This window comes from Tabrizicola sp. T46, assembly GCF_057219895.1.
Genome location: NZ_JBXVVV010000002.1, coordinates 940,777 through 962,219 on the forward strand (window position 1 = coordinate 940,777; position 21,443 = coordinate 962,219).

Annotated in this window: 22 protein-coding genes; 11 read left to right on the top strand and 11 right to left on the bottom strand. The window is 65.7% G+C overall.

From position 1 onward, the window contains the following. Window positions 1-34 precede the first annotated feature (34 nt). Window positions 35-1,189, top strand: a complete 1,155-nt coding sequence (gene rnd / locus AC2D9V_RS12225) for a ribonuclease D (RefSeq protein ID WP_484714342.1) — start codon at window positions 35-37, stop codon at window positions 1,187-1,189. A 53-nt stretch (window positions 1,190-1,242) separates the two neighbouring features. Here the strand turns inward: rnd and AC2D9V_RS12230 are convergent, their stop codons facing one another. Beyond that, complete coding sequence (locus AC2D9V_RS12230) at window positions 1,243-1,701, bottom strand: hypothetical protein (RefSeq protein WP_484714343.1); 459 nt, start codon at window positions 1,699-1,701, stop codon at window positions 1,243-1,245. Window positions 1,702-1,824: 123 nt separating this feature from the next. Here AC2D9V_RS12230 and AC2D9V_RS12235 point away from each other — a divergent pair, with 123 nt between their 5' ends. Continuing rightward, window positions 1,825-2,232: a SufE family protein gene (locus AC2D9V_RS12235; protein ID WP_484714344.1), complete on the top strand. Its 408-nt coding sequence runs from the start codon at window positions 1,825-1,827 to the stop codon at window positions 2,230-2,232. On the opposite strand, the gene AC2D9V_RS12240 is transcribed toward AC2D9V_RS12235, so the two are convergent. From AC2D9V_RS12240 to cobT, 3 genes are all read right to left on the bottom strand, one after another. Then, window positions 2,219-2,560 carry a DUF427 domain-containing protein gene (locus AC2D9V_RS12240; RefSeq protein ID WP_484714345.1) on the bottom strand — a complete coding sequence of 114 codons (342 nt, stop codon included), beginning with the start codon at window positions 2,558-2,560 and terminating at the stop codon, window positions 2,219-2,221. The genes AC2D9V_RS12235 and AC2D9V_RS12240 overlap by 14 nt on opposite strands. 10 nt (window positions 2,561-2,570) lie before the next feature. Next, on the bottom strand, window positions 2,571-4,376 hold the full coding sequence (locus AC2D9V_RS12245; RefSeq protein WP_484714496.1) for an aminopeptidase P family protein: 1,806 nt from the start codon (window positions 4,374-4,376) through the stop codon (window positions 2,571-2,573). A 105-nt stretch (window positions 4,377-4,481) separates the two neighbouring features. Then, entirely contained in the window at window positions 4,482-6,356 is a 1,875-nt protein-coding gene (cobT, locus tag AC2D9V_RS12250) for a cobaltochelatase subunit CobT (protein WP_484714346.1), read from the bottom strand. Between the two features lie 150 nt (window positions 6,357-6,506). Between cobT and AC2D9V_RS12255 the strand changes: the two genes are divergently transcribed. Together AC2D9V_RS12255 and pepT are read left to right on the top strand one after the other, a co-directional pair. Further along, the gene (locus AC2D9V_RS12255) at window positions 6,507-7,091 is read left to right on the top strand and encodes an NADPH-dependent FMN reductase (RefSeq protein ID WP_484714347.1); all 585 of its coding nucleotides are present in this window, start codon (window positions 6,507-6,509) and stop codon (window positions 7,089-7,091) included. A 127-nt stretch (window positions 7,092-7,218) separates the two neighbouring features. Continuing rightward, a complete protein-coding gene (pepT, locus tag AC2D9V_RS12260; RefSeq protein WP_484714348.1) occupies window positions 7,219-8,484 on the top strand; it encodes a peptidase T in 1,266 nt (421 codons plus the stop codon). Between the two features lie 96 nt (window positions 8,485-8,580). Here pepT and AC2D9V_RS12265 read toward each other — a convergent pair whose 3' ends face one another. The 3 genes from AC2D9V_RS12265 to cobS form a co-directional block, all read right to left on the bottom strand. Beyond that, window positions 8,581-8,952 (bottom strand): hypothetical protein, encoded by a 372-nt coding sequence (locus AC2D9V_RS12265; protein ID WP_484714349.1) that lies wholly within the window; start codon window positions 8,950-8,952, stop codon window positions 8,581-8,583. Window positions 8,953-9,111: 159 nt separating this feature from the next. Next, window positions 9,112-9,870: an SDR family NAD(P)-dependent oxidoreductase gene (locus AC2D9V_RS12270; RefSeq protein ID WP_484714350.1), complete on the bottom strand. Its 759-nt coding sequence runs from the start codon at window positions 9,868-9,870 to the stop codon at window positions 9,112-9,114. A gap of 25 nt (window positions 9,871-9,895) precedes the next feature. Next, window positions 9,896-10,870 (bottom strand): cobaltochelatase subunit CobS, encoded by a 975-nt coding sequence (cobS, locus tag AC2D9V_RS12275; RefSeq protein ID WP_484714497.1) that lies wholly within the window; start codon window positions 10,868-10,870, stop codon window positions 9,896-9,898. Window positions 10,871-11,126: 256 nt separating this feature from the next. On the opposite strand from cobS, the gene AC2D9V_RS12280 reads away from it, so the two are divergent. Beyond that, entirely contained in the window at window positions 11,127-11,993 is an 867-nt protein-coding gene (locus tag AC2D9V_RS12280; RefSeq protein ID WP_484714351.1) for a bile acid:sodium symporter, read from the top strand. 3 nt (window positions 11,994-11,996) lie between these two features. Here AC2D9V_RS12280 and AC2D9V_RS12285 read toward each other — a convergent pair whose 3' ends face one another. After that, window positions 11,997-12,629: a J domain-containing protein gene (locus AC2D9V_RS12285; protein ID WP_484714352.1), complete on the bottom strand. Its 633-nt coding sequence runs from the start codon at window positions 12,627-12,629 to the stop codon at window positions 11,997-11,999. 98 nt (window positions 12,630-12,727) lie between these two features. On the opposite strand from AC2D9V_RS12285, the gene AC2D9V_RS12290 reads away from it, so the two are divergent. The 3 genes from AC2D9V_RS12290 to AC2D9V_RS12300 all read left to right on the top strand — a co-directional run bounded on the left by AC2D9V_RS12290 (window position 12,728) and on the right by AC2D9V_RS12300 (window position 15,531). Further along, on the top strand, window positions 12,728-12,979 hold the full coding sequence (locus AC2D9V_RS12290; protein WP_484714353.1) for a BolA family protein: 252 nt from the start codon (window positions 12,728-12,730) through the stop codon (window positions 12,977-12,979). 373 nt (window positions 12,980-13,352) lie between these two features. Then, entirely contained in the window at window positions 13,353-13,664 is a 312-nt protein-coding gene (locus tag AC2D9V_RS12295) for a hypothetical protein (protein WP_484714354.1), read from the top strand. 154 nt (window positions 13,665-13,818) lie between these two features. Then, entirely contained in the window at window positions 13,819-15,531 is a 1,713-nt protein-coding gene (locus AC2D9V_RS12300) for a winged helix-turn-helix domain-containing protein (protein WP_484714355.1), read from the top strand. A gap of 57 nt (window positions 15,532-15,588) precedes the next feature. Here the strand turns inward: AC2D9V_RS12300 and AC2D9V_RS12305 are convergent, their stop codons facing one another. Then, complete coding sequence (locus AC2D9V_RS12305; protein WP_484714356.1) at window positions 15,589-17,733, bottom strand: malate synthase G; 2,145 nt, start codon at window positions 17,731-17,733, stop codon at window positions 15,589-15,591. 201 nt (window positions 17,734-17,934) lie between these two features. Between AC2D9V_RS12305 and AC2D9V_RS12310 the strand changes: the two genes are divergently transcribed. From AC2D9V_RS12310 to AC2D9V_RS12320, 3 genes are read left to right on the top strand one after another with little or no spacing between them, the layout of a single operon-like run. Beyond that, window positions 17,935-18,282, top strand: coding sequence for an ArsR/SmtB family transcription factor (locus AC2D9V_RS12310; RefSeq protein ID WP_484714357.1), 348 nt, complete (start codon window positions 17,935-17,937; stop codon window positions 18,280-18,282). Further along, the gene (locus tag AC2D9V_RS12315; protein WP_484714358.1) at window positions 18,272-18,763 is read left to right on the top strand and encodes an SRPBCC family protein; all 492 of its coding nucleotides are present in this window, start codon (window positions 18,272-18,274) and stop codon (window positions 18,761-18,763) included. The genes AC2D9V_RS12310 and AC2D9V_RS12315 overlap by 11 nt, the downstream gene beginning before the upstream one ends. A 1-nt stretch (window position 18,764) precedes the next feature. Continuing rightward, the gene (locus AC2D9V_RS12320; RefSeq protein ID WP_484714359.1) at window positions 18,765-19,640 is read left to right on the top strand and encodes an SRPBCC domain-containing protein; all 876 of its coding nucleotides are present in this window, start codon (window positions 18,765-18,767) and stop codon (window positions 19,638-19,640) included. A gap of 45 nt (window positions 19,641-19,685) precedes the next feature. Here the strand turns inward: AC2D9V_RS12320 and AC2D9V_RS12325 are convergent, their stop codons facing one another. Further along, window positions 19,686-19,862, bottom strand: a complete 177-nt coding sequence (locus AC2D9V_RS12325; protein WP_484714360.1) for a DUF2256 domain-containing protein — start codon at window positions 19,860-19,862, stop codon at window positions 19,686-19,688. Window positions 19,863-19,865: 3 nt separating this feature from the next. Continuing rightward, window positions 19,866-21,368, bottom strand: coding sequence for an FAD-binding domain-containing protein (locus tag AC2D9V_RS12330; protein ID WP_484714361.1), 1,503 nt, complete (start codon window positions 21,366-21,368; stop codon window positions 19,866-19,868). Window positions 21,369-21,443: the final 75 nt, after the last annotated feature.

Genomic DNA, 21,443 nt, shown 5'->3' on the forward strand with positions numbered 1-21,443 from the left:
TGCGGGACGAACCCGCGGCTCGAAAGGACGGCCAATGCGCACGATCACCACGACCGAAGACCTTGCCGCCTTCTGCGCGCTTGCCAAGTCCCAGCCCTATGTCACCCTCGACACCGAATTCTTGCGCGAACGCACCTACTGGTCGCGCCTCTGCCTCATCCAGGCGGCACTTCCCGGCGCAGGCGAGGCGGTGCTGATCGACCCGATCGAAGGGCCGGAGATGTCGCTGGAACCGCTCTATGACCTTTTCCGCCACGAAGGCACGGTCAAGGTCTTCCACGCTGCCCGCCAGGACCTCGAGATCTTCTTCGTCGAGGGCGGGGTTTTCCCGAAGCCCCTTTTCGACACTCAGATCGCCGCCATGGTCTGCGGCTTCGGCGAACAGGTCGGCTACGAAACGCTGGTCAAGAAGATCGCCCGCGCCGATCTCGACAAGACCTCGCGCTTCACCGACTGGTCGCATCGTCCCCTCAGCGACGCCCAGAAAGACTACGCGCTGGCCGATGTCACCCACCTGCGGGTGATCTACGAATGGCTTTCCGGGCAGCTTGCGAGGAACGGCCGCGCCGAATGGGTGGCCGAGGAGCTGGCCATCCTGACCGACCCCGCGACCTATACCGTCAACCCCGAAGACGCCTGGATGCGGATCAAGACCCGCACCACCTCGGGCCGCTTCCTTGCGGTGGTGAAATGCCTCGCCCGGTTCCGCGAGGCCTATGCCCAGGGCCAGAACGTGCCGCGCAGCCGCGTGATGAAGGACGACGCGCTCCTCGAACTTGCCTCGACCCGCCCCACGACGCCCGAGGAACTCGGCCGCTCACGGCTTCTCTTGCGTGAGGGCCGCAAGCCCGAGATCGCCGAAGGCATCCTTGCCGCGGTGAAGGCCGGCCTCGAGATGCGCCCCGAAGAGATGCCGCGCATCGACCAGCCGCGCGACCAGATGCAGGTGAACCCGGCGCTGGCCGACCTTCTGCGCGTCCTTCTGAAGGCCAAGGCAGAAAGCCTGGGCGTTGCCCCGCGCCTGATCGCCGGATCGGCCGAGCTTGATCTGATCGCCGCCGGCGAACGCGACCTGCCGGCCCTGAAGGGCTGGCGGTTTGAGGCGTTCGGCGAGGATGCGACGCGCCTCTGCAAGGGCGAGATCGCCTTGTCGGCCAAGGGCAACGAGGTGCGGGTCGTGCGCCTCTGACCCATCCCCTGCCGCAGCGAGGAGAAGGCGCAGCCGAACGACGAGGAGTATGGTTAGCGGCGCGCCGACCGGGCGTTGGTCGCGCCCTGCACGACGATCTCGCGCACCCCGTCCAGGCGAAAATCCGAGATGTAGATCGCCACGTCAACCTGGCGCGACTGTGGCGTGTTCGTCGGCGTGACCCCCAGCGGCGGCTCGATCCGGAATTCATAGACCAGCGCGCCCCGGTCGTCGATATCCAGCGGCACAAGCACGGCCTGCCACCAGCCCTGCGTCGGCGTCTGGCCCCGCGCCCGCACGATGGCCCCCCCGGGGATCGGCTCGACCGTCATCGACAGCACTGTCTCGACCAGGGGCCGCGGATCGGCATTCTCATCCACCACGACGACCGTCTCAGTCGGCTCGGACCCGCCGAACCAGTTGGCCGGGTTCCATCCGCTGTCGCGAAAACCGCCGCATCCCGCGATAAGGACGCAGAGGCTTAGGACGGACAGGGGGCGAAGGGCGGGCATGGGCAGCGTTCCTGATGTGTCGTCCCTTGGGTAGCCGATGGGGGGCGCTTTGAAAAGCGCTTCTCTGGGCTGGACCTTTGGTCTTCCTGCGCTTACCTCAGCCCCATCCAGGAGGGGCGGACCATGGCCACCGAAGCCTTTGAAGACATCGCTGAAACCTTCGCTTTCCTCGACGATTGGGAAGACCGCTACCGCCACGTGATCGAGCTTGGCAAGGCGATGCCGCCGCTTGACGACAGCTTCAAGGTGCCCGCCCTGAAGGTGCAGGGCTGCGCGAGCCAAGTGTGGCTCCGCCCCATGATCGCGGACGGACGCTTCGACTTTCAGGGGGAAAGCGACGCGATGATCGTAAGGGGGCTGATCGCGGTCCTCCATGCCCTTTACGCCGGGCTTCCGGTGGCCGAGGTCGCCAAGGTCGATGCCCCGGCCGAGCTTGCCCGGCTTGGCCTCAACGATCACCTCAGCGCCCAGCGGTCGAACGGGCTTCGCGCGATGGTCGACCGTATCCGCGAGGTGGCTAGCCGCGGGTGACTGTGACGCGGTCGGTGTAGAAGGCAAGGTGCCCTGTGATGATCTCCATCTCGGGCTTCGGCGTCTCATAGGACCAGACGGCATTTGCGAACTTGGCGAAATCGCCCTTGATCGAATAATAGCTCGCCTGTCCCTTCCAGGGGCAGCTGGTCTTGTGGTTCGTCCGGACCAAGCGGCTCATGTCGATATCCTCGCGGGGGACGTAGATCACCGGCGGATAGGCACCTTCCTTCACCTCAAGGGCGCGGGTGCTCTTCCCCAGCAAGGTCGAGCCGACCGCGACCGTCACGGTCTCGGGGATCCGTGAGATGATGATGTCGCCGGCCATCGATATCTCCTCACAACGGGGCGCAGGCGCCTTCCAGCCACGCCAGCGTAGGCGCTGAAACCCGCGTGGCAAGCTTTTCCTTCACGGCCCTGTGGTAGGCGTTCAGCCAGTCGCGATCTCCGGTCGAAAGGTGATCGGCAAGGATCAACCGGCGGTCGAAAGGCACCCAGGTCAGCGTCTCGAACGCCAGTTGCGCGCGCCGGTCGCCCAGCTCTTGGGCGGTTTCCACCACGATCAGATTCTCCAGCCGGATGCCGAAGGCGCCTTCCCGGTAGTACCCGGGCTCGTTCGACAGGATCATCCCCGGCTCCAGCGGCACCTCGGACAGACGGCTGATCCGTTGCGGCCCCTCGTGGACGCTGAGGAAGGCGCCAACCCCGTGCCCGGTGCCGTGGTCATAGTCCTGCCCGGCCAGCCACAGCGGATAACGCGCCAGCGCGTCGATATCGCGACCCGAGATGCCTTTCGGAAACCGCACCCGGCTGATCGCGATCATCCCCTGCAGGACGCGGGTATAGGCCGCGCGCGCCTCATCGCCGGGATCGCCGATGGCAATCGTCCGGGTGATGTCGGTCGTCCCGTCGACATATTGCCCGCCCGAATCGACCAGAAGGAGTTCGCCCTGCCGCACGGGGCGATCCGTCTCGGTCGTCACCCGGTAATGGATGATCGCGCCGTTCGGCCCCGCGCCGCAGATCGTGTCGAAGCTGATGTCATGTAGCGCATTCGTCGCCCGACGGAACCCTTCCAGCGCCTGTACCACGGCGATCTCGGTCAGGCCGCCCTTCGGCGCCTCGCGGTCAAGCCAGCACAGGAACTCCGCCATCGCCGCCCCGTCGCGCAGATGCGCCTCGCGCGTCGCGGCGATCTCTGCCGGGTTCTTCCGCGCCTTCGGCAGGCGGCACGGGTCGTCGCCCCATTTAACCTCGACCCCGGCCCGGTTCAGAAGATCGGCGACGGCAAGGGGCGCAGACCCCTTGTCCAGCCGCACCGGCCCGGCAACTGCGCCAAGCGCCGCAACGAAGGCGTCCGGCGCCTGCAGCGACACCTCAGGCCCCAGATGCGCCAACACGGCCTCGTCGTACTTCCTGGGGTCCGAGAATAGGTCGACCTTCCCATCCGCGTGAAGGATCGCAAAACCGTGCACCACGGGGTTCTTCGGCACATCCGCGCCCCGGATGTTCAAAAGCCAGCACAAGGAGTCCGGCAGGGTCAGCACCGCCGCCCGCTGTCCCGCCGTTTTCAGCTCGCCGGCAAGCCGTGCCCGCTTCTCGGCATGTCCTTCGCCCGCAAGCGTCTCGGGATGCACGAACACCTTCCCAACCGGGGCCGGCGGCTGATTGGCCCAGATCAGGTCCACCGGATTTTCTGATGTTCGTGAAAGGTTTATGCCAGACCCTTCAAGCGCCTTCTCAAGCTTCTCGATCTCCTCTGCCGTGTGCAGCCAGGGATCGAAACCCATGGTCCCGCACTTCAGATGCTCCCGGATCCACCCCCCCGGCTTCGTCTCGGGCCAGGGCACCGGCGTGAAGGACGCAAGGTCGACCTGAGCCTTCACCTGCGTGCGGTAGCGCCCGTCGATGAAGACCCCTGCCACTTCAGGCAGCACGATGCAGAACCCGGCCGACCCGGTGAACCCCGTCAGCCACTGCAACCTTTCGTCCCGCGCCGCGACATACTCGCCCTGATGCACATCGGCGCGCGGCACAAGGAAGCCGTCCAGCCCCATCTCGCGCAGCCGGGACCGCAAGGCGGCCAGCCGCGGCGGCCCCTGCTCGGGTGAGGCTTGGCTTTCAAAGCTTTGAAACACCGGCATCATCCTTTCTGCCCAGATATCATTGGGGTAGGTCGGCGGCGTCGCCATTGGTTCAAGACGCCGACGACCTGGGAACGCAGTGACAAGGGGGGCGGAAAGCTCCCCTTACCCGGCCCGCCGCAATCCCGCCGCCGCCCGGGCACGCTTCTTCGGGTCGACCTCGAACAGGCCCGCCAGTTGCTCCGTCATTGCCCCGGCAAGCTGCTCCACATCGGTGATCGTCACCGCCCGCTGGTAATAGCGCGTCACGTCATGGCCGATGCCGATCGCGATCAGCTCCACCGCGCGGCGGCGTTCGACCATCGCGATCACGTCGCGGAGGTGCTTTTCCAGGTAGTTCGCCGGGTTGACCGAAAGCGTCGAGTCATCAACCGGCGCGCCGTCCGAAATCACCATCATGATCTTCCGCGCCTCCGGCCGCGCCAGCGCCCGGCGATGCGCCCATTCCAGCGCCTCGCCGTCGATGTTCTCCTTCAGGAGGCCCTCTTTCATCATCAGCCCAAGGTTCGGCCTTACCCGCCGCCAGGGCGCATCCGCCGCCTTGTAGACGATGTGCCGCAGGTCGTTCAGCCGCCCCGGCGCCTGCGGCCGGCCTTGCGCCAGCCACCGCTCGCGGCTCTGCCCGCCTTTCCAGGCCCGCGTGGTGAAGCCCAGAATCTCCACCTTGACGCTGCACCGCTCCAGCGTCCGCGCCAGCACATCCGCACAGATGGCCGCGATGCTGATCGGCCGCCCCCGCATCGAGCCCGAGTTGTCGAGGAGAAGCGTCACCACAGTATCGCGGAACTCGGTGTCCTTCTCCCACTTGAAGCTCAAGGGGGTCGTCGGGTTCGCCACCACCCGCGCCAGGCGCCCGGCATCAAGGATGCCTTCCTCCTTGTCGAAATCCCAACTGCGGTTCTGTTGCGCCTGCAACCGGCGCTGAAGCTTGTTGGCCAGCCGGCTGACTGCGCCCTTCAGGGGTTCAAGTTGCTGGTCAAGATAGGCCCGCAGCCGCTCCAGTTCCGCCGGTTCGGCCAGGTCCTCCGCCTTGATTTCCTCATCGAAATCAGTGGTGTAGACGGTGTAGTTCGGGTCGGCGTCGGAATGCGGGGCAGGGGGTGGCGGCTCCAGCGGCGCCTCGCCCTCGGGCAGCTCTGCCTCGTCGCCCTGCTCCATGTCGGCGCTGTCTTCCATCGTGACCTGCGCCTGGGACTGGTCCTGCTGCTCGTCCTGGCTCCGCTCGGGGCTGGCCTCGGAGTCGTCGCTCTCCTCCTGCTCCTCTCCGGCGCTTTCGGGTGCGTCCTGATCTTCCTCGGCCTGGTCGTCCCCGGCCTCATCCTCGGGCGCATCCGGGTCGTCGCCCAGCTGGTCACCATAGCCGAGATCGGCAATCACCTTCCGCGCCAGCCGCGCAAAGGCGGCCTGGTCGGCCAGCACATGATCAAGGTTCGAAAGCGTCACGCCCGCCTGTTCCTCGACAAACCCGCGCCAGAGGTCGGCGGCATGCCCGGCCGCGCGCGGCAAATCCCGCCCCGTCGCCATCTGCCGCACCAGATACCCCGCCGCCACCGGCAACGGCACCTCCGAGGCCTGCGTCACCTGGCCATATCCCTTGCGATCCGCCTCGTTGGCGATCTTGGCGTCGATGTTCCCGGCGGTGCCCGGCATGTCCCGCGCACCCACCGCCTCGCATCGCGCGTTCTCCATCGCGTCGAAGATGTCGCGCGCCAGCTGCCCGACCGGGGCATAGCGCGCCGCCACCGCATCATCATGGTATCTCCGGCGCAGCGCGAAGGCATCCGCCGTGCCCCGCGCCAGCAGAACCTCGTCCCGCGTCATCCGCCGGCTCACCTGCGGCAGCCGCACACCTTCGGCATTCATTCCCGCCGGGTCGACCGAATAGGTCACCGTCATCTCCGGGTCATCCGCCATGGTGCGGGTGGCCTCGGCCAGGGCCTTCTTGAACGGATCGGCGGGGTTGTCGCTGGGCTTGCTCATGCCCCAGATAAAGCACCGTCGGCGGCCATCGGCAAGCGGCCCCGTGCGGCGATGCACAGGTCCGGCGCGAAGGTGCGGAATTGGCGGGGGGCCGGTTGCCCGCAGATAAGGATGACCGAGCTACCAACCTCCTGCCCAAGGAATACCATCATGGCCAAACCGAAAATCGCGATCATCGTCTCCTCCACCCGCCCGACCCGCTTTGCTGACCTGCCCACCCAGTGGATCAAGGCCCAGGCCGAAGCCCGCGGCGACATGGATGTCGAGGTTGTAGACCTGCGCGACCACCCGCTCCCCTTCTTCGCTGAAGTCGCGTCCAATGCCTGGGCCCCGTCGCAAAGCGCCGCGGCTGTCGCTTGGCAAAAGAAGGTCGGCGAATTCGACGGCTACATCTTCGTTCTTGCCGAATACAACCGCTCGATCACCGCTGCCCTGAAGAACGCGCTCGACCAGGCCTATGTCGAATGGGCCCGCAAGCCCTTCGGTGCGATCTCCTATGGCTCGATGGGCGGCGCGAACGCACTTGGCCACCTGCAGAACATCGGCGTGGAGCTTCAGATGGTCCCCACCCGAAACAACGTCCGCATCGGCGGCTCGGACTTCTTCAAGGTCCATGCCGGTTTCGGCGGCTCGGGCAACCTGGCCGACATCGAAGCCGTCATCGCCCCGGCGGCGAAGGCGATGCTGGATGACGTGCTCTGGTGGGCCAACGCCACCAAGGCCGCCCGCGGCTGACCCTCTTCGGGCGGGGTTTCGCCCCGCCCCCGCCGCCGACTGCTGCCGCCTGTTGCTCCCCGGGCGGCATCGGGTAAGCTGGTCGGACGGTGCGCCCGTCGCGCCGCCCGAGCACCCGGAGCCCCCCATGCCTGCCGACACCACTCCCGACTTCTCGGCCGAAGTGACCGAGCGTCTCGTCCGCTATGCCGCGATCGACAGTCAGTCCGAAGCCGGCTCGAAGACCTCGCCCAGCACGCAGCGGCAGTTCGGGATGCTCAATCTTCTGGTCGAGGAGTTGACCGCCATCGGCGCGGCCGAGGTGCAGCTGACCGACTATGGCGTGGTGCTTGCCACCGTCCCCGCGACCGCTGGCGTTCAGGCCCCGGTGATGGGCTGGCTGGCCCATGTCGACACCGCGCCCGGCTTTCCCGCCGAAGGCGTCAAGCCCCGCGTGGTCAAAGCCTGGGACGGCAGCCCGATTACCTTCCCCGATGCACCCGACCTAGTCCTCACCCCCGCGGAATCCCCCTACCTCGCCCAGTGCACCGGTCACGACATTATCACCGCCTCCGGCAGCACGCTCCTTGGCGCCGACGACAAGGCCGGGGTCGCCATCGTCATGGCCGCTGCCCGGCATCTTCTGGCCAACCCGCAGATCCCGCATGGAAAAATCCGCATCGCCTTCACGCCTGATGAAGAGATCGGCCGCGGTGTCGATGCCCGACTGCCTACCGACCTTGGCGCCGATTTCGCCTATACGCTCGATGGTGCCGACCGGGGCGAGGTGGTGCACGAAACCTTCTCGGCCGATGCCGCCGTGATCCATATCACCGGCGTTTCGATCCATCCCGGCCAGGCCAAGGGCAAGCTTGTGAACGCGCTCAACCTTGCCGCCAAGCTCATCTCGGCCCTGCCGCAGGCCACCCGGACACCCGAGACGACCGACGGGCGCGAAGGCTTTCTCCATCTCAACGAACTGACCGGCAACGCCGCTGAGGCCGAGGTGAAGATCTTCCTCCGCGACTTCGAACGCGACGGACTCGCCGCACATGGCCAGCTTTTGCAAAAGCTCTGCGACGCCCTTCAGGCCGGTGAGCCGCGCGCGAAGATTACCTGCACGATCACCGAGCAGTATCGCAACATGCGCTACTGGCTCGAGGATGACATGACACCCGTCGACCTCGCCCATGCCGCCTGCAAGGCTGCCGGGATCGAACCCTTCGCCCTGCCGATCCGCGGCGGCACCGACGGGTCCCGCCTGACCGAGAAGGGCGTGCCCTGTCCCAACATCTTTACGGGCATGCAGATGATCCATGGCCCCCTGGAATGGATTTCGGCCCAGGACATGGCGGCAGCGGTCCGCGTGCTTCTGGAACTGGCCACGCTTGCCGCGAAACCTGCGAAAGCCTGAGCCACCACGCCTCCTCGTGCGACTTCGTCTTCTCGTCGGTTTCTATCCCGCGAGGAGCGACGAAGTTGACGACGAGCGGTCAAAAGGCAAACTGCGTCAGGCCTGCCCGACCAGCGCCGCGCAGGCCTGCAAAAGCTCACGTGATCGCTTCTCGGCGACGGCATCCCGCGCGAAATGCGCCTGCATCAGCAACGCCTTCTGCGCCACCTTCGCTTCGATGCGCCATCCCATCACGGTCGCCGCCATTCCCGGACCTTCCACCGCCTCGACCAGCGCCAGAAGGCTGTCCCGCGTCCCCGCCGAAGCCTCCGATTGCGGGCCGTCCACCAGCCACTGATGCTCCACCAGCGCCGAATAACGCCCCGCGCAGACCGCAAACTCGCGCAGAAGGGGATCGGCCAGGGCCGGGCCGCAGCCACCAAACCCCATAGCCATCGCCGTCAGAAAAGTTTCCAAACCGCGCGCCATTTCAGCATTGGGCGCGCAGAATCGCACTTTTTCAAGGCGGAATGAAAACTCTTTACTTGGAATTCTGTTGGAGAGCGGCGTTCATGCTTCGGCTGTCCGCAAGCGGACCTGCGTTGCAGCCATTCCGGAACGGACCTCACCCTGGGCGCCCGGGCTGCCCTAGGACTGCACGCGCATCGTCGCGGTTCCGTCCACCACGACATTCGCGCCCGAAACGAACCCGGCCCTCGGGCTCGACAGAAAGACAACCACATCGGCGATCTCTTCGGGCGTGCCCATCCGGCCCATCGGGTTGAAGTCCACGTTCTCCTGGAACCCCTCGGGGTCATCCAGCCGGACCTTGTCCCAATAGCCGCCGGGAAAGAGGATCGTGCCGGGCGACACCACATTCGCCCGAATGCCCCGCGGGGCCACGTGCCGCGCAAGCGACTTCACGTAGAAGAAGAGTGCTGCCTTCATCGTGCCATAGGACACGCCGTCGAACCCGTAATCCTCGATCCCCGAAATCGAGGAGATTGCCGTGATCGCGCCGCCCGTCTCCAGAAGCGGCAAGGCCGCCTCGACCGCCGCCCGGGTATGCATCAGGTCAACGCGGTAGGCCGCATCGAAATCCGCGATCCCGCGGCCCGAGGCCATCGGGCTTGCACTGGCAACCAGCCCGTCCAGCCGCCCCATCTCGGCATGGGCATCGGTGACGAAACAGGTCAGGGCCTCGGCATCCGCCACATCAAGCGCCCGCCCAAAGACCCGCACGCCCGCGCCACGCAGGGCAGTGACGGCCCCGGCCACAGCTTCGGCATCGCGCGCGCAGATGGAAACGTCAGCACCCTCGGCGGTAAAACCTTCGGCGATTGCCCGACCTATCCCCCGGGTTGCCCCCGTGATCAGGAAGTGCCTGCCCTTCAGCCGAAGGTCCATGCCGACCCCCGCCTGTTACGAGCCGTCACTTCATCGCCATCGAGGCCGCCGACTCCGGCAGTTCCTCGGCAAAGCAGCGCTGGTAGAACTCGGCCACCGTCTGGCGCTCCAACTCGTCGCACTTGTTCAGGAACGTCAGCCGGAAGGCATAGCCCACGTTGCGGAAGATCTCGGCATTCTGCGCCCAGTTCAGCACCGTCCGGGGGCTCATCACCGTGGAGAGGTCCCCGTTCATGAAGGCCGTCCGCGTGAGGTCCGCGACCGTCACCATCTGGCTGATGGTCTTGCGGCCCTTCTCGGTGTTGTAATGCGGGCTCTTCGCCAGCACGATCGCCGCTTCGGCATCGTGGGAAAGGTAGTTCAGCGTCGCGACCAGAGACCAGCGGTCCATCTGCGCCTGGTTGATCTGCTGGACCCCGTGGTAAAGGCCCGTCGTGTCGCCAAGGCCCACCGTGTTCGAGGTCGCAAACAGCCGGAAGCTGGGATGCGGGGTAATGATCTCGTTCTGGTCCAGAAGCGTCAGCTTCCCGTCATGCTCCAGCACCCGCTGGATCACGAACATCACGTCCGGGCGGCCCGCGTCATACTCGTCGAAGACGATCGCCACCGGGTTCCTGAGCGCCCAGGGCAGGATGCCTTCATGGAACTCGGTCACCTGCTTGCCATCGCGCAGCTTGATCGCGTCCTTCCCGATCAGGTCGATCCGGCTGATGTGGCTGTCAAGGTTGACCCGCACCGTCGGCCAGTTCAGCCGTGCGCCGACCTGCTCGATATGGGTCGACTTTCCGGTCCCGTGATAGCCCTGGATCATCACCCGGCGGTTATAGGCAAACCCCGCGAGGATGGCCAAGGTCGTGTCCGGGTCGAACTTGTAGGTCGGGTCGACCTCGGGCACGCGGTCGGTGCGGTCGGCAAAGCCCTTGACGCGCATGTCGGTGTCGATCCCGAACACTTCGCGGACCGAAATCTCCTCGGTCGGTTTCATCGCCTGATCCAGCATCGCAGCACGTCCATCTTTCGCCAGCGGCGCCCCGATATGCGCCGGAGCCATCCTTGGAACATAACGCAGGGGGCTGCAAGGGGAAGGCTCCGGCCACCGCGGGTTTCCCCCCGGTCAGGACCGCACTCCTTGCTGCGGGACCGGCTTCTGCCTTCCTCAGGCCAGGTGACATTGCGTCACATGCAGCGGCAAGGATTGAAAACGGTCCACGCTCCGTCACACTCTGCCGCAGGGAGACCGGGGAAGAGGGAACACCATGCTGGGGGCAGCCGAACAGGCCATGCTGGCCGCGATGATCTTTGTCATCATGCTGGGCATGGGGGCGACGATCCACCGTACCGACATCGCCATGGCACTCCGCCGCCGCCGCGCCTTCCTTGTCGGGATGCTCTGCCAGTTCGGCCTCATGCCGCTCATCGCCTTCCTGCTGGCGCTTGCGCTGGCCCTGCCGCCGCCTGTGGCGCTGGCACTCATCATGCTGGGCGCCACGCCGGGAGGGACGACCTCGAACCTCTTCTCCTACTGGGCCAAGGGCGACGTGACGCTGTCCATCGCGATGACCGTCGCCTCGACCCTTGCCGCCATCGTCCTGATGCCGCTCGCCATCGCGATCTACGCCACCGAAGCCCTGACCGGCGATGTCGAGATCCCCTTCGCCTCCATTGCCGTCACCCTCATCCTCGTGACGCTTCCCGCCGCCATCGGCTATGTCATCCGGGCGCGGAACGTCGTGGCGGCCTCCTGGATCGAATGGATCGGCTCGCTGGTCGGAATGGTGCTGATCGCCGCGCTCATCCTCAACTTCTTCCGCGAAAACAGCGCGATGATCTTCGCCGTCCCCTTCGGCGAGCTTCTTGCGACGCTGCTGCTCTCCGTCTGCGGCTTCGCGGCGGGCTTCTGGCTGGCGCGCTTCCTCGGCCTTGACCTCACTGCTGCCAAGACCGTCAGCCTTGAAACCGGCATCCAGAACGCCCCCCTTACCATCACTGTCATCGGCCTTTCCTTCGCCGCCGGGGCCGAGCAGGACCAGATGCTCCTGACCGCCGCGCTCTATGCGGTCTTCGTGGTCATCACCTCGACCCTCACCAGCTGGTACTACGCCACCCTCAGGCCGGCGAGCTGAGCGCTAGTCGCGGAAGTACCGGCTGTCCTTCAGCTGGTCCCAGGCCCAGACGACCTCCTGCAGCCGCTCCTCGTCGCGCCGGTCGCCGCCGTTCATGTCGGGATGCAGGTCCTTGACCAGCGCCTTGTACTGCTTGCGGATTTCCGTCTTCGTCCAGGTGTCGCGGGCATCCAGGATCTCGATCGCCTTCCGCTCGGTCGGCGGCAGCTTCCGCGTCGCGGTCGACAGCGACTTGCCCGGGTTCTGCGTCGCCTTCTCGCCCAGAAGAGACATCGGGTCGTTCACCCCCAGCCGCGCCCAGGCATTGCCGTCGCCAAGCCGGCTGAAAGGCTTCGTCTCCCGCTCCCAGACCCGGTTCTTGTCCAGGAACTTCTGGAATTCCTCGTCCGTGGTGCCTTGGAAGAAGTTCCACTTCAGGTTGTACTCGCGGATGTGGTCCTTGCAGAACCAGAAGAACTCATCCAGCAGGTCCGGGGATTTCGGCGCCCGGAAGGCGCCCTTCTCCTTGCACCCCGGATAGTCGCAGGGCCGGTCGGCGGCCTCCGAGATTCCCGACATCCCGCGCCGCCCCGCCGTCTTGCGCTTCTTGGCCGCAGCCGCGCTGATGTTGAAGTCAAAGGGCGGGCGGGTGGACATGCGTGCAGGGCCTTTCCGACGGGGGTCCGATGGGGCTTTCCGACTCGGGGCCACAAGTCTAGGTGTTTTCCCGCCGGATTGAAGGGGGCTGAGGCGAAATGACCGTGAAAGACGAAATCGAGGCCCGCCTCACCGCCGCCTTTTCGCCCACGACGCTTGAGGTCGTGAACGAAAGCCACCGCCACGCCGGCCACGCGGGGGATGACGGTTCCGGCGAAAGCCACTTCCGCATCCTGATCCGGGCCGCCGCCTTCGCGCCGATGTCCCGCGTGGCAAGACACCGCGCCGTGCACCAGGCGCTAGGGGATCTGAACCAGCGGGTCCACGCAATCGCGCTGGACATTGCCTAGATCGCGGCCCCGTCATAATCGTCGCGACATGCCGGGGACTGGCCCTGCACGGTCCCCTTCCGAAACGGTCTGGCCGGAGTGAACCGCCCGGCAGATCGGAGTTTCATCGGAAAACCATCGGGCCATGTTCAGGACTGAAAGGCCTTTCGGGTCCATCCTGTGATTGATGCAATGTTCTTGAAACTCCAGCGAGGATCGCTCGGGCAATCTGGTGTTGCAGTCAGTTCAATCGAAACAGGGGACGGAGATGAAGCCCTGACCCAAAGAGTCTGTGTTGCTGGCTGCAAACTGAACACCTGATCGCCGAACGGCCGGGATCGCGCCTCAAAAGCAAAGCATCACATGGCCAAATTCTTTCAAGGAGGTTATTGACATGAAGTCTTTTCCAACCGTCCTGCCGGTTCTTGCAGCCGCCTTCCTTTACACCTCTCTGGTTTCAATTGCGAACGCCGATACGCAAGTAGGCACCTGTCCCTTTGTCGGGCCCGCACCCGATGCGACCGAGGTTTGCAAGCAGTTACGGGCAGTCTACAGCGCCGAGATCCGTGACTGCATGGCGGAACTTAAGGCCGCCGCCGATGCGCGTGCGGGAAAGGTGACGGCGGGAAGCCCGCAAGCCAACCGCTCGCGCATGTTCATTTGCGAGTCCGAGGTTCGCCGGGACCTTGGCCTCGCCTCGAACTGATTGGCCAGGCCGGGACCTGCGGTCTGCAGGTCCGGGCTGCAAGGCGCATCTGTTTCGGAACGACCGATCCTTGCCGCGGCTTCCTTGACAGGACTCGGGGGGATGTGAGACGCTTTGGGCAATTTGAACAATCAATTTGCTCCGGTTGGCATCCATGGCTGGTAGCGTTCAGATTGGTACTTCGCACCTTGATCTCCAACGGGGTCTTCTGATCCGGGACGGCCACGCTGTCCGCCTGCAGCCCAAACCCTACCAACTCCTCGTCTGCCTGGCGCGAAGCCGGGGCGCGATCGTTCCCAAGGAAGCCTTGCTCGAAGCGATGTGGCCCGGTGTCACGGTCTTGGAGGATTCCCTGACTCAGGCGGTCAGACTCCTGCGTCGCGGGCTTGGTCCGGATGCGGACATGGTCCGGACCGTCAACAGGCGCGGATACATGCTTGCCGAATGCGGGACCGAAACGCTCGTCCCTGCATCGCCCGATCTCTTCGGTCCAAGAATAGCGGTCCTGCCTTTGGCCTGGCCGGCAAACAGCCCGGAATTCGAGGAACTCGCCGTCAGACTCACCGATGAACTTGCTGCACTGCTTGCCCGGTTCGGTCACCTTTCGCTCGTCAACCCTCGGTCCGTCGCCGAAGCCATGACGTTGACCGGCCAGACAAAGGCGGCAGCCCGAGCCGTCGGCGCCGCTTATGTGGTTGATGGCTCCCTCAGCGTCGCCGGGGCAGGTCTGGCGCTTGTCGTCAGGCTTGGCACCGTCGGCGCCGACCGCCAGATCTGGGGTGAGACCCTTCTCCTTCCGGCATCGAATGTCAGGGACAGCATGGCGAGGGTGGCGATGGCTGTTGCTGGCCAGCTCCAGCTTGTCCGGGAAAGCGTCGCAGAGCAGGCCACGCGGACGAACCGCACACCTGCAACGGCCGAAAGTCTGAGCACGCGCGCCTTCGTGCATCTTCGAAGCTACGACCCGCAGGCCAACGACGAAGCCTTCGCCCTCTTCGACACGGCGCTTGATCTTGATCCCGCCCATGCACGGGCGCAGGCGGGAATGGCGATGGCCCGGATGGCAAGCCGGAACTTCTGCGGCTCGGATCCGGAAGCGCTCTTTCTGGCGCGTCAGGCTGTCCGGCTGGCACCGCATGACTCGCTCTGCCTGCGCGCTCTCGGACTGGCCGAGGCCTGCGCGGGAGAGGGTGCAGCCGCCGAGGCAAGCCTCCTTCGCGCGATCGATCTGAACCCGGCCGATGCGGACACGATGAGCATTCTGGGTTTTGTGATGACGTGCCGCGGCAAGGCGGCCGAGGCGCTGGAATGGTTCGACCGCGCCTATTCCATCAACCCGGCACCACCGGACTGGTATCGACAGGATCATGCCTGCGCGCTGCTTGCGCTTGACCGGTTTGACGAGGTCATCGCCCTGCTTCGGTTGATCCCCAATCTCCGGGAGTACGGCGAAATGCGCTATGCTGCCTGCCTTGCCCAGCGCGGCGAGGTGGCCGAGTGTTGTCGCCATCTTGCACTGGCCCGGGAAAAGCTCGGATCAGCCGATCTTCTGGCCAGGGTGGACAGTCTGACCTACTACGACGATCCCGCAGCGAAACAGCATTTCCGCGATCAGGTCGCATTCGCCCTGGCCCTTGAGGCTAGAGCTCTTGACCGTCAGCTCCCGCAATTGGGACTGTCAGGTCCGGTCGCAAACGATTCCCCCGATCCCGATCATCCGGAGCCCATTCGCAGGCCGGTTTTTCGCGTGGGGAAGCACGTTTCCGAGACCACGATCAGACCGTGGACCATGCAACCGGGATTTGGGAAAGGCAGCAAGTCGGATATGCCCGGCAAGCCACCGGGGCAATGGTTAAGGCCACCCTAACAGAAAAACTTAACCAACTGAAATCGCTTCATATTCCGATTTTGACCACTGTGGTCACTACCCCGCCTTCACCCTTAGCCGCCAGGCGTGGAGGAGGGGTTCGGTATACCCCGAAGGCTGCTCCCGCCCCTTGAAGACGAGATCACAGGCCGCCTGGAACGCCGCCCCCTGGAAGGCCGGGGCCATGGGGCGGTAAAGGGGATCGCCAGAGTTCTGCCGGTCCACCACGGCCGCCATCTTCCTCATCGCCTCCATCACCTCCCCCTCGCTGACCACCCCGTGATGAAGCCAGTTCGCGATGTGCTGGGCCGAGATCCGGCAGGTCGCGCGGTCCTCCATCAGCCCGACATCGTTCAGGTCCGGCACCTTGGAACAGCCCACCCCCTGGTCGATCCAGCGCACGACGTAGCCGAGGATTCCCTGGGCGTTGTTCTCCACCTCCCGCATGACCTGGGCGCGGTTCCAGGCCCGGAAGCTTGCCAGCGGGATATCCAGGATCCCGTCCACATGCGCCCTGCGGCCCCCCTTCGCCAGCTTCGCCTGCACCGCCATCACATCCACCCGGTGATAGTGGAGCGCATGGAGGGTGGCCGCAGTCGGGGACGGCACCCAGGCCGTGTTCGCCCCCGCGCGGGGATGGGCAATCTTTTCGTCCAGCATTGCCGCCATCATGTCAGGCATCGCCCACATCCCCTTGCCGATCTGGGCGCGGCCAGAAAGCCCGCATTCCAGCCCGATGTCGACGTTCAGGGCCTCATAAGCCGTGATCCAGGCCTTCCGCTTGATGAAGTCCTTCCGGCTGAACGGCCCGGCTTCCATCGAGGTGTGGATCTCGTCCCCGGTCCGGTCGAGGAAGCCGGTGTTGATGAAGGCCACGCGATCCTTCGCGGCCCGGATGCATTCCTTGAGGTTGACCGACGTCCGCCGCTCCTCGTCCATGATCCCGAGCTTCACCGTCGCCTTCGGCAGCCCCAGCACTTCCTCGACCCGCGCCATCACCGCGTCGGCGAAGGCCACTTCTTCCGGCCCGTGCATCTTCGGTTTCACCACGTAGACCGAGCCCAGGACGGAGTTCCGCAGCCCCTCGGCCTTCTTCAAGTCATGCAGCGCGATGGTGACGGTCAGCATCGCATCCATCAGGCCCTCGGGGACTTCGGACCCGTCAGGCAGCAGGATCGCCGGGTTGGTCATCAGGTGGCCGACGTTCCGCACCCACATCAGCGCGCGGCCCTTGAGGGTGAAGGGGCTGCCGGTGGGGTCCAGAAACTCCCGGTCCGGGTTCAGCCTCCGCTCCACCGTCCGGCCGGCCTTCTGGAAGGTCTCCGAGAGGGTGCCCTTCATCAGCCCCAGCCAGTTCCGGTAGGCGCCGACCTTGTCCTCGGCATCCACACAGGCGACCGAATCCTCGCAGTCCATGATCGCGGTCAGGGCGCTTTCCAGCTGGACGTCGGCCAAGAGGGCCTGGTCGCGAGCCCCGATGAAATGGGCGCGGTCGAAGACCAGTTCGACGTGCAACCCGTTGTTCCGCAAGAGAACCGCATCCGGCGCCCTGGGGTTGCCGCGGTAGCCGGCGAACTTCGAGGGGTCGACCAGCGGCAGGTCGTCGACCAGAAGCTGGCTGTCCTTGACGTAGTATCGCCGGACGTCGGCGTGGCTGGTGCCGGCGATCGGGAAGGCTTCGTCCAGGAAGACCCGCGCCCGGGCGACAACCCGCGCGCCACGGCCCCGCTCATATCCGCCGGGGGGAGGGGACGAGCCCATCGCGTCTGTGCCGTAGAGGCAGTCATAAAGGCTGCCCCAGCGGGCATTGGCGGCGTTCAGGGCATAGCGGGCGTTGGTGATCGGCACAACCAGCTGCGGTCCGGGAACGCGGGCGATCTCGGGGTCGACATTGGCGGTTCCGATCGTGAAATCCGGACCTTCGGGCAGAAGATATCCGATCTCGGTCAGGAAGGCCTTGTAGGCGGCATGGTCGTGTGGCTGCCCCCGTCGGGCGACGTGCCAGGCGTCGATCCGGGCCTGCAGGTCATCACGGCGGGCAAGGAGGGCACGGTTCTGGGGGGCGAAGTCGGCCAGAAGGGCCGCGAAGCCGTTCCAGAAGTGCTCTGCCCCAACGCCGGTTCCCGGCAGAGCCTCGTCCTCGACAAAGCGCGCCAGGACCGCGTCCACCTGAAGTCCGGCGCGAAGGGTCCGGTCGGTCATGGCCTCATCTCCTCTGGCGGGGGCACTTCTGTATGCTGTGGCACACAATAGGCGAGGGCGCTGGGCTGCGGCAAGGCGCGAGGCGGACGACATAACCCTGGAATCCGAAAAGGACCTGTCCGGAAGTACGGAAGATGAAACTTCGCCAGTTTGCTAAGTTTTTGCTTGTCGACTCGGTCGGGAGAGCAGATAGTTAGCGATATGGCTAAGCATGATCCCACACTGGACCTTCTCTTCCACGCCCTCTCCGATCCGACGCGGCGGATGATGTTGGCGCGTCTGGCCCGCGGCCCGGCGCCGGTGTCGGAACTTGCCGGGCCAACCGGACTTAAGCTTCCGACGGTGATGCGACACCTGTCGGTGCTGGAAGAGGCGGGACTGGTTGCCACGCAGAAGGACGGGCGCGTGCGGTCCTGTGTCCTGCAGCCCGAGGCCCTGTCGCCGATGCGCGACTGGCTGGAAGAGCAGCGGGCGATCTGGGAAGCGCGGCTCGACCGGCTGGACGATTACGTGACCAAACTGATGAAGGAGCGGCAGAATGGCAAATGAACAGACCCTCGATCCCGAGCTGGACCTCGTCCTCGAGCGTGAGGTGAATGCGCCGCGCGAGATCCTTTACATGTGCTGGACGACACCGGAGCACCTTGTGCATTGGTTCGTCCCGAAGCCGCACAAGGTCACAGCTTGTGACCTTGACGTGCGGGTGGGCGGGCGCTGCAACACGACCTTCGACGTCGATGGCAACCTGATGGAAAACAACGGCGTCTACCTGGAGGTGGTTCCGAACGAGCGGCTGGTCTTCACCGATGCCTATACCGAAGGCTGGAAGCCGGCGCCGGAGCCCTTCATGACGGCGATCCTGACCTTCGAGGATATCGGCAACGGGCGGACCAAATACACGGCAGTTGCCCGGCATCGCAACGCCGACACCGCCAAGGCCCACAAGGACATGGGCTTTTACGAAGGCTGGGGCACCGTGGTCACCCAACTGGAGGACTACGCGCAAGGGCTAATGAAAAGGGGTGCATGACATGACCGGCCGTTTCGCAACCCTGACGTTCGATCGCGAGGTCAGGGCACCGCTTGAGACACTTTGGCAGGCCTGGACAGCACCTGCCGCCCGCGCCGTCTGGGCCGCACCATCGCCCGAGGTGACGGTGGAAGTCCTTGAATCCGTGACTCAGGTCGGGGGACGCGAAGTGTCGCTTTGCAAGGCGGCGGGCTATCCCGACATCCGGGCCGAGGTGCAGTGGATGCATCTTGATCCGGGCCGTATTGCGGTGAATTCGGAGCTGATCACCTCGCCGTCCGGCACGGATGCGGCCGCGCTGGTGACGGCCGAGTTCACGGGTGACGACCGCGAAAGCAAGGTGGCGCTGACCATCCAGCTCTGCGCGCTGGCCGAGAACATGGAGGCCGGTTATCGCCACGGCTATGGCGCGGGGATCAACAACCTGGCCGGCGTGGCGGAACGGACGATGCTTCTGGAACGCGTCATAAAGGCGCCGGTCGGCGTTGTCTGGGGGGCCTGGATGAACCCCAAGACGCTGCCGCAGTGGTGGGGCCCGGACGGCTTTTCCTGCCGGACCTCACGGATCGACCTGCGCGATGGCGGCGAATGGGTGTTCGACATGATCGGGCCGGACGGCAAGGTCTGGCCGAACCATCACCGCTATGGTCGCGTGATCCCGCAGGCGCGGATCGAATACGCGCTTCATTGGGGCGATGGCGGGCCGAAGCATGCAGATGCCTGGGCCGACTTTGTCGACGAAGGAGGGGCCACGCGGGTGCGGCTGGGGATGGTCTTCCAGACCCCGGACGAATTTGCAGGGGCGAAAAGCTTTGGGGCGCCGGAGCTTGGCCAGCAGACGCTGGGCAAATTGGCGCGGTTCGTCGGGGCGGACTGACGGCGGGGTGAAGCCGGAGTCTTTGAAAACTCCGGATCGGAGCCTTCAAAGGCTCCGGTCCGATTTCTTCAAAGAAATCGTACCCTTCGCGGCCCGGCAGCGGTCGGAACAGTAGCGCACGTCGTCCCAGACCTTTTCCCACTTCTTCCGCCATGTGAATGGCTTGCCGCAGGTGGCGCAGGTCTTCTGCGGCAGGTCGGATTTCTTCACCCCGCGCGGCATTGCTTACAGATCCAGCGTCAGTTGCCCGGAGTGCGCAGGGCGCCGGGGGCTGCGGTCGTTGACAAAGCGCGGATCGGCGCGGCTGGCATGGCGGCGGACGATCCCGGCAGCCGTCTCGGCAAAGCCCGGGGCCTTCCGCGCCTGCCAGATCAGGTCCCGCGCCTCGCGGGCGGCAGCGGCGGCATCGACCACGGGCTCGGGGTAGCGGTGACCCAGAAGGCGCCGCGCTTCGGGCCATTTCCAGGGCTCATGCAGGAAGGCGTCCGGCACCCCGGCCAGTTCCGGCACCCAGGCACGGGTGAAAGCGCCGGTCGGATCCTGGTCCTGGCCCTGCTTCACCGGGTTGTAGATGCGGGGAATGTTGATGCCGGTCGTCCCCGACTGCATCTGCACCTGCGGCCAGTGGATGCCGGGTTCGTAATCGGTGAACTGCCGCGCGAGGTGCTTGCCGGTGACCCGCCAGTCAAGCCAGAGGTGGTAGGAGGCGAAGGACGTGACCATCGCCCGCATCCGGAAATTCAGCCACCCCGTCGCCCGCAGGTAGCGCAGGCAGGCGTCGAGGAAGGGCAGGCCGGTCTCGCCCGTCTCCCAGGCGTGAAGCCGCGCGGCGTCGCTGTCGCGGGGGCGGGTGACGGCCAGGGGGTGAAGGTCGCGGCTTTCGATCGCTGGCTGATCCTCAAGCTTCTGGATGAAGTGGTCGCGCCAGGCGAGGCGGGACTGAAAGCTCGTCAGCGCGCCGCCCCAGCGCCCGCCGGGCCGATCTGCCTGCCGGTTGGCGGTCGCTTGCGCCACCTCGCGGACCGAGAGTGTCCCCCAGGCAAGGTGCGGCGAGAGGCGGGAACAGGCGCGCTCCCCCGTCAGGGGCGAGGACATGGCGCTGCGATAGGTCTCACCGCGCTGGGCAAGGAAGCTGTGAAGAAGCTCAAGGCCCTGCGCCCGCCCGCCGCGCTGGCGGTTGGGGCAGGGATCGGGCGGGAGGCGCAGCGACCGGGCGGTCGGGATCGGCCCGGGCTCGACCTCGGCGACAGGGTGAAGCGGGAGGACGGGCAGCACGGCGGCGGCAACGAAGGCGTCGCGCCTTGCGGCCCAGCCATCGCGGGTGGCGAGCCGGCGGGTGACGCCGGACTGCGGCAGCTCGGTCCAGGAAATGCCCTGGTCCCGCGCCCAGGCGGCCACACGGCGGTCGCGGGCATAGGTCAGCGCGTTGCCGGTCTCTTCATGGCTGACGATGGCGCTGATCCGGTGCTGGCGGCAGAGGCGATCCAGCACATCCACCGCATCGCCGGTGCGGATGACAAGGGGCAGGCCAAGTGCCGCCATATCGCGGCGCAGGTCGGCCAGGCTTTCGGCCACGAACTCCCACTGCCGGGCCGAGGCATCGGGGCCGGACCAGACCTCGGGCTCGGCCACATAGACCGGCAGAACCGGCCCAAGCCCGGCGGCACGGGTCAGGGCAGGGTGGTCGGAAAGGCGGAGGTCGCGCTTGAACCAGACGAGAACATTCATGGAACAAGATTTAGCTGACCGGCGGGATTCGTAAAGCCGCAAAGGACTGTTGCCGGATCTTCCCTTGCAGGTTTC

Coding starts and splice junctions, on each gene's coding strand:
- rnd (WP_484714342.1), top strand. CDS start 35: ATGCGCACGATCACCACGACCGAAGACCTTGCCGCCTTCTGCGCGCTT.
- AC2D9V_RS12230 (WP_484714343.1), bottom strand. CDS start 1,701: ATGCCCGCCCTTCGCCCCCTGTCCGTCCTAAGCCTCTGCGTCCTTATC.
- AC2D9V_RS12235 (WP_484714344.1), top strand. CDS start 1,825: ATGGCCACCGAAGCCTTTGAAGACATCGCTGAAACCTTCGCTTTCCTC.
- AC2D9V_RS12240 (WP_484714345.1), bottom strand. CDS start 2,560: ATGGCCGGCGACATCATCATCTCACGGATCCCCGAGACCGTGACGGTC.
- AC2D9V_RS12245 (WP_484714496.1), bottom strand. CDS start 4,376: ATGCCGGTGTTTCAAAGCTTTGAAAGCCAAGCCTCACCCGAGCAGGGG.
- cobT (WP_484714346.1), bottom strand. CDS start 6,356: ATGAGCAAGCCCAGCGACAACCCCGCCGATCCGTTCAAGAAGGCCCTG.
- AC2D9V_RS12255 (WP_484714347.1), top strand. CDS start 6,507: ATGGCCAAACCGAAAATCGCGATCATCGTCTCCTCCACCCGCCCGACC.
- pepT (WP_484714348.1), top strand. CDS start 7,219: ATGCCTGCCGACACCACTCCCGACTTCTCGGCCGAAGTGACCGAGCGT.
- AC2D9V_RS12265 (WP_484714349.1), bottom strand. CDS start 8,952: ATGGCGCGCGGTTTGGAAACTTTTCTGACGGCGATGGCTATGGGGTTT.
- AC2D9V_RS12270 (WP_484714350.1), bottom strand. CDS start 9,870: ATGGACCTTCGGCTGAAGGGCAGGCACTTCCTGATCACGGGGGCAACC.
- cobS (WP_484714497.1), bottom strand. CDS start 10,870: ATGCTGGATCAGGCGATGAAACCGACCGAGGAGATTTCGGTCCGCGAA.
- AC2D9V_RS12280 (WP_484714351.1), top strand. CDS start 11,127: ATGCTGGGGGCAGCCGAACAGGCCATGCTGGCCGCGATGATCTTTGTC.
- AC2D9V_RS12285 (WP_484714352.1), bottom strand. CDS start 12,629: ATGTCCACCCGCCCGCCCTTTGACTTCAACATCAGCGCGGCTGCGGCC.
- AC2D9V_RS12290 (WP_484714353.1), top strand. CDS start 12,728: ATGACCGTGAAAGACGAAATCGAGGCCCGCCTCACCGCCGCCTTTTCG.
- AC2D9V_RS12295 (WP_484714354.1), top strand. CDS start 13,353: ATGAAGTCTTTTCCAACCGTCCTGCCGGTTCTTGCAGCCGCCTTCCTT.
- AC2D9V_RS12300 (WP_484714355.1), top strand. CDS start 13,819: ATGGCTGGTAGCGTTCAGATTGGTACTTCGCACCTTGATCTCCAACGG.
- AC2D9V_RS12305 (WP_484714356.1), bottom strand. CDS start 17,733: ATGACCGACCGGACCCTTCGCGCCGGACTTCAGGTGGACGCGGTCCTG.
- AC2D9V_RS12310 (WP_484714357.1), top strand. CDS start 17,935: ATGGCTAAGCATGATCCCACACTGGACCTTCTCTTCCACGCCCTCTCC.
- AC2D9V_RS12315 (WP_484714358.1), top strand. CDS start 18,272: ATGGCAAATGAACAGACCCTCGATCCCGAGCTGGACCTCGTCCTCGAG.
- AC2D9V_RS12320 (WP_484714359.1), top strand. CDS start 18,765: ATGACCGGCCGTTTCGCAACCCTGACGTTCGATCGCGAGGTCAGGGCA.
- AC2D9V_RS12325 (WP_484714360.1), bottom strand. CDS start 19,862: ATGCCGCGCGGGGTGAAGAAATCCGACCTGCCGCAGAAGACCTGCGCC.
- AC2D9V_RS12330 (WP_484714361.1), bottom strand. CDS start 21,368: ATGAATGTTCTCGTCTGGTTCAAGCGCGACCTCCGCCTTTCCGACCAC.